Origin of the sequence: uncultured Oscillibacter sp. (assembly GCF_910584465.1) — a bacterium.
In the GTDB taxonomy this organism is placed as follows: domain Bacteria; phylum Bacillota; class Clostridia; order Oscillospirales; family Oscillospiraceae; genus Oscillibacter.
The window spans coordinates 1-9,102 of the sequence record NZ_CAJUBK010000076.1 but is presented as its reverse complement, the minus strand read 5'-3'; the positions used below and the strand labels follow the sequence as shown (position 1 = coordinate 9,102).

The 9,102-nt window shown below is 67.7% G+C and carries 7 protein-coding genes; all 7 read left to right on the top strand.

The genetic code is table 11. The annotated features are described in order from the left end of the window. Positions 1 to 1,379 (top strand): sugar ABC transporter ATP-binding protein (locus tag QZ332_RS12140; protein WP_295765788.1); only part of this gene is annotated, 1,379 nt, incomplete at its 5' end. 17 nt (positions 1,380 to 1,396) lie between these two features. Next, the gene (locus QZ332_RS12135) at positions 1,397 to 2,410 is read left to right on the top strand and encodes an ABC transporter permease subunit (RefSeq protein ID WP_295765786.1); all 1,014 of its coding nucleotides are present in this window, start codon (positions 1,397 to 1,399) and stop codon (positions 2,408 to 2,410) included. 121 nt (positions 2,411 to 2,531) lie between these two features. Next, complete coding sequence (locus tag QZ332_RS12130; protein ID WP_295765784.1) at positions 2,532 to 4,133, top strand: response regulator; 1,602 nt, start codon at positions 2,532 to 2,534, stop codon at positions 4,131 to 4,133. A 12-nt stretch (positions 4,134 to 4,145) separates the two neighbouring features. Further along, the gene (locus QZ332_RS12125; protein WP_295765782.1) at positions 4,146 to 5,285 is read left to right on the top strand and encodes a hypothetical protein; all 1,140 of its coding nucleotides are present in this window, start codon (positions 4,146 to 4,148) and stop codon (positions 5,283 to 5,285) included. Then, entirely contained in the window at positions 5,282 to 7,096 is a 1,815-nt protein-coding gene (locus QZ332_RS12120) for a sensor histidine kinase (RefSeq protein ID WP_295765780.1), read from the top strand. Before QZ332_RS12125 ends, QZ332_RS12120 begins: the two co-directional genes overlap by 4 nt. After that, positions 7,093 to 8,025: a substrate-binding domain-containing protein gene (locus QZ332_RS12115; RefSeq protein WP_295765778.1), complete on the top strand. Its 933-nt coding sequence runs from the start codon at positions 7,093 to 7,095 to the stop codon at positions 8,023 to 8,025. The genes QZ332_RS12120 and QZ332_RS12115 overlap by 4 nt, the downstream gene beginning before the upstream one ends. Then, positions 7,970 to 9,049 carry a galactose ABC transporter substrate-binding protein gene (locus tag QZ332_RS12110; RefSeq protein WP_295765776.1) on the top strand — a complete coding sequence of 360 codons (1,080 nt, stop codon included), beginning with the start codon at positions 7,970 to 7,972 and terminating at the stop codon, positions 9,047 to 9,049. Before QZ332_RS12115 ends, QZ332_RS12110 begins: the two co-directional genes overlap by 56 nt. Positions 9,050 to 9,102: the final 53 nt, after the last annotated feature.

The window sequence follows — 9,102 nt, the reverse complement described above, 5'->3', positions numbered from 1 at the left end:
AGTCCACGCTGATGAAGTGCATGTTCGGCATCTATCACATGGACGAGGGCGAGGTCATCTACGAGGGGGAGAAGGTCCAGATCAAAGGCCCCCTGGATGCGCTGGGCCGGGGCATCGCCATGGTGCACCAGGAGCTCCAGCCCATCCCGGAGCGCAGCATCGGCGAGAACATCTACGTGGGCCGCTACCCGCTCAAGCGCTTCGGTCCCATCTGCACCATCGACCATGAGAAGATGTACAAGGACGCGGCGGAGGTCCTGAAGGAGGTCCACCTGAACTACGATCCCAGGGCCAAGCTGGGGAGCCTCAGCGTCTCCCAGATGCAGCTGGTGGAGATCGCCAAGGCCGTGTCCGCCGACTGCAAGGTGCTCATCCTGGATGAGCCCACGTCCTCCCTGACCGCCGCGGAGGTGGAGGCCCTCTTCACCATCGTGAACGAGCTGCGGGAGAAGGGCGTCTCCATCGTCTACATCTCCCACAAGATGGACGAGATCCTCCGCATCAGCGACGAGGTCACCATCATGCGGGACGGCCAGTACATCGGCACCTGGGACGCCAAGGGGCTGACCACCGACTTCATCATCACCAAGATGGTGGGCCGGGAGCTGAGCAACCTCTTCCCCAAGCGGGAGAACGTCCCCGGCGAGGTGGTCTTCGAGGTGGAGGACTTCACCTCCATCAACCCCAAGAGCTTCCGGCACGCCTCCTTCAGCGTCCGCAAGGGCGAGATCCTGGGCGTGGCGGGCCTGGTCGGGGCCCAGCGGACGGAGCTGATGGAGGGACTGTTCGGCCTCCGCTGCCACACGGCGGGCCGCATCACCTACAAGGGCAAGGAGCTGAAGATCGACCAGCCCAAGGCGGCCATCAACAGCGGCATCGCCATGCTGACGGAGGACCGCCGGGCCACGGGCATCCTGGGCGTGCTGTCCATCGCGGACAACGTGTCCATCGCCTCGCTGAACCAGTACCTCATCGGCGGCATCATGCTGGACGACCGGAAGATCGAGAAGCTGGTCCAGGACAACGTGGCCAAGCTCTCCATCAAGACGCCCTCGTCCAAGACCCAGATCCAGTCCCTCTCCGGCGGCAACCAGCAGAAGGTGCTGATCAGCCGGTGGCTGGCCAACGACCCGGACGTGTTCATCCTGGATGAGCCGACGCGGGGCATCGACGTGGGCGCGAAATACGAGATCTACTGCATCATCGCGGAGCTGGCGAAGCAGGGGAAGAGCGTCATCATGATCTCCTCCGAGATGAGCGAGCTGATCGGCATGTCCGACCGCATCATGGTCATGTGCGACGGCCGGGTCACCGGCTTCATCGACGGGAAGGACGCCGACCAGGAGAACATCATGGCCCTGGCGACCCAGTTTGAATAAGGAGGAAGGAAACGACTATGGGAGAGACAAAAGGAAAGACGCTGAGCGTGAAGACCGTCACGAAATTCATTTCCGATAACGCCATCATTTTCCTCATCATCCTGCTGGCCCTGTACACCTGGGTCAACAGCAGCAACTTCATGAGCCGCGACAACGTGGGCAACCTGATCTCCAACGTGGCCCCCCGGTTCATCATCGCCTGTGGCGTGTCCGGGTGCCTGATCACCAAGGGCACGGACCTGTCCGCCGGCCGTCAGGTGGGCCTGGCGGCGTGCTTCGCCGCCATGATGCAGCAGACCCTGGACTACAGCGCCCGGGTGCTGCCCTGGATGCCCGACATGCCCTGGGTCGCCGCCCTGCTGATCACCGTGGCCATCATGGCCTGCATCGGCGCGGTCAACGGCTGCGTCATCGCCTTTTTGAAGGTGCCCCCCTTCATCGCCACCCTGGGCATGCAGACCCTGGTCTACGGCGCGTGCCAGATCATCACCGGCAACCAGCCCATCGGCGGCTTCAAGGAGAGCTACCGGGCCCTGGCCAGCGGCAACTTCTTCGACAACCGCTTCATCCCCTATCTGCTGCTCCCCGCGCTGCTGGTGGGCGTGTTCATGTGGTTCCTGTACAACAAGACCCGCCACGGCAAGTACATGTACGCCATCGGCGGCAACGAGAACGCCGCTCAGGTGGCGGGCGTGAACGTCTCCGTCTCCCTGATCCGCATCTATGTCCTGGCCTCCGTCATGTATGCCCTGGCCGGGTTCCTGATCGGCTCCAAGGCGGGCGGCGCCTCCACCGCCACCGGCACCGGCTATGAGCTGGAAGCCATCGCGGCCTGCACCATCGGCGGCGTCTCCGCCAACGGCGGCGTGGGCAAGGTGTCCGGCATCCTGATCGGCGTGCTGGTGTTCGAGGTCCTGAAGATCTGCCTCCAGTTCCTCCGCTTCGACCCGGCCTACACCTTCATCGCCCAGGGCCTGGTCATCATCGTGGCCGTCGCTCTGGACCTGCGGAAGTACCTGGCGAAGAAATAAAAGCGGGACACCTGTCCCAAAGACCGAACGTCCCGGGCTCCGGCGCTTTTGCGCCGGAGCCCCTTTTCATATCCGTCCAAGTGTGGTAGGATGGACCTGGATAAAGAAGGAGGCGGTCTCGATGAAAGGATACCGGGTCCTGTTGGCCGACGATGAAGAGGAGATCCGCTCCGGCATCAGCCGGAAGATCGACTGGGCCTCCCTGGGCTTCGCCCTGGTGGGGGAGGCCGCCAACGGGGAGGAGGCCCTGGAGCTGGCGGAGCAGCTCCACCCCGACGTGGTGCTGACCGATATCAAGATGCCCTTCATGGACGGGCTGGAGCTGTGCCGCCGCCTGCGGCAGACCCTGCCGGGGGCGAGGCTGGTGGTCTTCTCCGGCTTCGACGACTTCGAGTACGCCCGCCAGGCGGTGAGCATGGGGGTGTCCGAGTACATCTTGAAGCCCATCAACGCCCCGGAGCTCATCCAGGTGCTGGACAAGCTCCGGGAGCAGCTGGAGGCCCAGCGGCTGGAGCGCCGGGACATGGAGACGCTGCGGCGGCGCTACGAGGAGAGCCTGCCGGTGCTGCGGGAGCTGTTCTACACCCGGCTGCTGAGCGGGCAGATCCGGCCGGACCAGATCCAGGACCGGGCGGCCCGGTATGAGATCGAGCTGCCGGAGGGCCTGTGGACCGCCGCGCTGGTCCATGTGGACGGCCCGGGGGACGAGGGGGAGCGGGACGAGCTGCTGCTCTTGTCCGTCCAGTCCTTCCTGGAAAAGCAGTTCTCCCTGGAGGGCGCTTCCGCCCGGGTGGTGCTCTACGGCGACATGGCGGCGCTGCTGGTGCGCCTGTCCGGGGAGGAGCGGCTGTACCCCCTCCTGGAGGAGCTGGAGCGCCTGTCCCGGCTGTCCCAGAGCTATCTGGGCCTGCGGCTCACCACGGGGGTGGGCCTGCCCTGCCGGGGGCCGGAGGAGCTGGACCGCAGCGCCGAGGGCGCCCGGTCCGCCCTGGATTACCGGGTGCTGGCCGGCGGGGGCCGGGTGATCTACATCGGCGACCTGGAGCCTCAGTCCGCCGCCGCGCCCTCCTTCGAGGAGGAGGACCAGCGGGAGCTGTCCGCCGCCGTGAAGCTGGGCACGCCGGAGCAGGTGGAGGAGGTGGTCCAGGGCCTGATCAAACGGCTGAGCCGCGCCGGGCTGTCCCTGTCCAAGTGCGACCTCTTTTTGCTGGAAGTGGTGACCTGCCTGGTCCGGCTGACCCGCTCCGGCGCTCTGGCGGTGGAGGAGGTCTTCGGGGAGCGGTTCACCGGGGCCGTGTCCGTGGCGGACTTCTCCAGCCTGGAGGAGCTGGGGAACTGGCTGGGGGAACGGTGCCAGAGGCTCCACGATCTGCTGGGCCGGAGGCGGAGCGACTCCGCGTGGCAGATGGTGGAGCGGGCCAAGGACTACATCGCCGGGCACTACACCGACGAGCAGCTCAGCGTGGAGGCCCTGTGCTCCCACATCCATCTATCCCCTACGTATTTTTCCACCCTGTTTAAACGAGAAGTAGGCATGTCCTTCACCGCCTACGTCACGAAGGTGCGGATGGAGGAGGCGGCGCGGCTCCTGCGGGAGACGGACGAGAAGACCTACCGCGTCGCCGAGGCCGCGGGCTACAGCGACCCCAACTATTTCAGCTATGTCTTCAAGCGGCATCACGGCGTTTCGCCCTCGAAATTCCGGGCGGGACAGAAAGGTTAGGAGGACGGCATGATGAAGAGGATGCTTTTCCCGGCGCTGGCGGCGCTGGTCCTGGCGCTGTGCCTGACGGCCTGCCGGGACGAGATCGATCTGGAGGGCCTGGTGGTGGAGGTCCAGACGGACGAGGCCGGGGATCCCACCGCCTTCGTGGTGGAGGACAGGCAGGGAGAGCGGACCGGCGTACGGCTGGCGGAGGGGACCCGCCTCTGGCCCAGGGGCAGCGGCAGCTGGACCGACGAGGAGCTCCGGGCGGCGATCCGGGCGGACCTGCGGACGGACGCCTGGGCCTATGCCAGCTGCCACCCCCGGCGGGAGGAGCTGGAGACGGCGGATGGGACTGTGAAAGCCTACTGGGCCACCAGCGCCGGCATCAGCGGTGAGCTGAAGCGGGAGGCGGCGGTCCTCCGGGACGGGACGGCCGTGGATGTGCTGGAGCTGGACCGATGGGGCAGCTGGCGCTACCGCCTGGCGGACGGCACGGAGCTGCTGGAGGTGGAGGAGCCCCGGGGACCGGAAAACGTCCAGGTCATGGGCGTGGAGGGATTCGAGAGCCTGAGCGGGGCCGCGCAGGAGAAGGTCCGGGCCTGGTATGAGGAGCGGGGCGAGCTCTATGACGAGGCGGAGGAGCTGGAGCGGTGCTATGCCGCCTGGAAGGAGCTGGGAGAGGAGTTCCAAAGCGACCACATCTGGCAGAATGTGTCGCCCGCGGCCTCCAGCGAGCGGGTGATGTATTTCACCACGGAGCTGATGCTGCCCATCGACTACGGCGCCGGAGAGTACCGGGCTTCCACCTTCCAGACGGCCTTTGACCGGGAGACGGGGGAGGAGATCGACCCCTGGGACCTTTTCGCCGCGCCGGATGCGGAGGTCCGCAGGCGCCTGCCGGAGCTGGTGGCCTGGGACATCGCCCCGTCCCTCCGGGAGAAGATGGCGGAGGCCCTGGAGCCGGAGTGGATCCGTTTCACCTCCAGCGGGCTGGATATCTGCTTCCCGACGGGAAGCCTGCCCGGCCGGGAGATCTTCTCGGACGAGGGATCGGAAGGGGAGCTTCGGGTGACGGAGTATTGTGTGGACATTGACTGGAGGAATATCCCGGAGGGCTTCGTCCAGCCCTGGGCGGTCCCGGACAGCTGGGGAGAGGAGACGCCATGAGCGTTTTCCGCCGCCTTGCCGCCCAGTGGGTGGAGCGCTATCGGAAGATGAGCATCCAGATGGTCCTCTCCCTGTCCTTCACCGCCGTGGCGGCGGCGGGCATGGTGCTGATGGGGGTCAGCCTGCTGTGGCGCTTCTCCGCCGCCAACGAGCAGCTGGTGGCCGAGAACAGCCAGCGGGTCCTGGCCCAGGCGAACCTGAACCTGGACAGCTACCTGCGGCGGATGATGCGCATCTCCGACACGGTGCACTACCGGAGCATCAAGAACATGGACCTCAGCGAGGACGACCTGACGGCCCCGCTGAGCCTCCTGTACGAGGAGAACCGGGACGACCTGGTGTCCCTGGCGGTCTTCGACGGGCAGGGGGCCCTGGTGTCCGCCGTGCCGCTGTCGGCGGTGAAGCAGGACGCGGACCCCATGCACAGCGACTGGTTCCAGGCGGCCAGCCAAAGCATGGAGAACCTGCATTTCTCCACGCCCCATGTCCAGAACATCTTCGACGATCCGGACTACCCCTACCGCTGGGTGGTCTCCCTCAGCCGCCATGTCCAGCTGACCCGGGACGGCGTCACCGAGGGCGGCGTGCTGCTGGTGGACATGAGCTTCAGCGGCATCGAGCAGGTCTGCCGGGACGTGACCCTGGGGGAGGGGGGCTACCTCTACCTGATCGACGGCGACGGGGAGCTGATCTACCACCCCCGCCAGCAGCTGATCTACGCGGGACTGCTGGAGGAGAACAACCGGGCCGCCGCCGCCTACCGGGACGGGAGCCGCACGGAGAGGTTCCAGGGCCGGACCCGGCAGGTGACGGTGAAGACCGTGGGCTACACCGGCTGGAAGCTGGTGGGCGTGGCCCCGGCGGCGAGCTGGCTGAGCGCCTCGCCCCAGCTGCCGCTGTTCGGATTGACGCTGCTGCTGTTCTCCATCTTCCTGATGGCCTTTTTGAACTTCCTGATCTCCGCCCGCATCTCGGACCCCATCCGGCGGCTGGAGCGGTCCATCCGGGAGCTGGACAACGGCCTTGCCAATGTGCGGATCGAGGAGGGCGGCTGCTATGAGGTCCAGCGGCTGAGCCACGCCGTGGCCTCCATGGTGTCCACCATGCGCCACCTGATGGACGACATCATCCGCCAGGAGGGCGAGAAGCGGCGCAGCGAGCTGGAGGTCCTGCAGTCCCAGATCAATCCGCACTTCCTGTACAATACCCTGGACTCCGTCATCTGGATGACGGAGTCCGGCCAGCGGGAGGAGGCCATCCAGATGGTGACCTCCCTGGCGCGGCTGTTCCGCATCTCCCTCAGCAAGGGCAAGAGCATCATCCCCCTGGCGGACGAGCTGGAGCACGCCCGGCACTACATGAACATCCAGCAGATCCGCTTCAAGAACAAGTTCACCACCAAGATCGAGGCCGGACCGGGCACAGAGGGGCTGTACACCCTGAAGCTGATCGTCCAGCCCCTCCTGGAGAACGCCATCTATCACGGCATGGCCAGCGCCGAGGACGACGGGGTCATCCGGGTCACGGCCTACCGGGAGGGGGAGGACCTGCTCATCGACGTGGAGGACAACGGCCTGGGGATGCGGCCGGAGCTGGCGGCGTCCCTCCTGGACGGGGACCGGCCCGAGGTCCGGACCGGCGGTTCCGGCATCGGGGTGCGGAACGTCCACCAGCGGGTGTCCCTGACCTTCGGCGAGGGCTATGGACTGGCCATCTTCAGTGAGCCGGACGAGGGCACGCTGGCCCGCATCCGTCTCCCCGTGCTGGGCCGGGAGGAGGCGGAGCGCTGCCAGCAGGGGGAGGAGCTATGAAGACGAGGAGGAGCTATCTGATCCAAGCCGCCGTCCTGGCGGCGCTGGGCCTGGCGGCGGTGGCGTCCCTGGTCCTGCCGCAGGTCTTCCGGGGGAGGCGGGACCCCCAGCTGCTGTCCCTGTCCGTCATGCTCCGGGACACGGACAGCTCCGGCTGGACCGTCGCCCGGCAGGGCATGGAGCAGGCGGCGGACGAGCTGGGGGCGGAGCTGCGCTTCCTGACCCTCACCAGCGCCAACGACAGCGCGGAGCAGGAGTCCCTCCTCCTCCGGGAGGCGGACAGCGGGGCGGCGGCGCTGGTGGCGGTGCCGGCGGACCCGGCGGCGCTGTCCGCCGCCCTGGAGCCCTGGCGGGTGATCTGCCCCACAGTGACGCTGGAGTCCCCCATGGAGGGCGCGGCGGGGACCGTGGCCCCGGACAACGCCCTGCTGGGGCGTCGGCTGGCGGAGGCCCTGCTGGAGGACCTGACCGCCGGCGAGGTGCTGCTGCTGGACACGGCCCGGCCCGGCACCGGCGTGGCGGCCCGCCTGGAGGCGGCGGAGGCCGTTTTGACGGAGGCGGGGGTCCCCGTCCGGCGGGCGGAGGCCCTGCCGGAGGACGAGGGGACCGCGTGGGTGATGGCGTTCGAGCCCTCCGCCACCCAGCGCGCCGCCGAGGAGAAGGAGGCGGAGGGGCGGGGCTTCGCGCTCTACGGCGTGGGGACCGCCACGGCGATCACCGCCCAGCTGGAGCGGGGGAGCATCACCGCCATGGCCGCCTGGAGCGACTATGCCGCCGGCTATCTGGCGGTGCGGCGGGCGGTGGGGGTCGCCCGGGGCGAGGAGGGGACCGTGTCCCCCCTGCCGTTCTCGATCTTGCGAGGGGAGGATATCTATGCGCCTGAGAACCAAAAGCTGCTGTTCCCGGTCATGTCGTCCTCCAGCCGGTAGCGGCTGGAGCCGCTGGGGGGCGCTGGCCCTCCTGCTGGGGGCGCTGGCGCTGTCCCCGGGCTGCGGCGGGGGAGAGGACGACGGGCTGCGCATCGGCTGCGCGCTTTACACCCAGGACGATACGTTCATCTCCACCATGGCCCAGAACCTGGAGTGGATGGTCCGGGAGGCGGAGGGCGAGACGGGGCGGAAGATCACCCTCTTCATCGCCGACGGCAAGAGCAGCCAGAGCACCCAGCTGGACCAGGTGGACCGCTTTTTGTCCCGGGGGTGCGACGTGCTGTGCGTCAACCTGGTGGACCGGACGGCGGCGTCGGTGATCGCCGACAAGGCGGAGGCCGAGGGCGTGCCCCTGATCTTCTTCAACCGCCAGCCGGTGGCGGAGGACATCCAGCGCTGGGACCAGATCTATTACGTGGGGGCCGACGCGAAGGAGAGCGGCACCCTCCAGGGGAAGCTGGTGCTGGACGCGTGGCGGGCGGACCGGGAGGCCCTGGACCGCAATGGCGACGGGGTCCTCCAGTACGTCATGCTGGAGGGGGAGCCGGGGCACCAGGACTCCCTGCTGCGGACGGAATACTCCGTCAAGGCCGTCACCGACGGCGGCGTGGAGGTGGAGAAGCTGGCCAACGAGACCGCCAACTGGAACCGCGCCCAGGCCGCCGCCCGGACGGCCCAGTGGATCGAGGAGTTCGGCGGCGGGATCGAGGTCATCTTCTCCAACAACGACGACATGGCCCTGGGGGCCATCGACGCCCTGGCGGAGACGGACCGGAGCCGCTGGCCCCTCATCGTGGGGGTGGACGCCACGGCTCCCGCCCAGGAGGCCGTCGCCGCCGGGCAGCTCTACGGCACCGTCCACAACGACAGCCGGGGGCAGGCCCAGGCCATATTGGATCTGGCGCTGGCCCTGTGGAGCGGGGAGGACCCGGCCCAGGCGGTGGAGCTGGTGGACGGACACTATGTGTGGCTCCCCTACCGGATGGTGACCCGGGAAAACCTGGAGGAGTTCCAGGAGGAGTGAACGGACAGGACCGGCCCGAGAGGGCCGGTCCCCAGGCTGTCGAAAATGTCTTT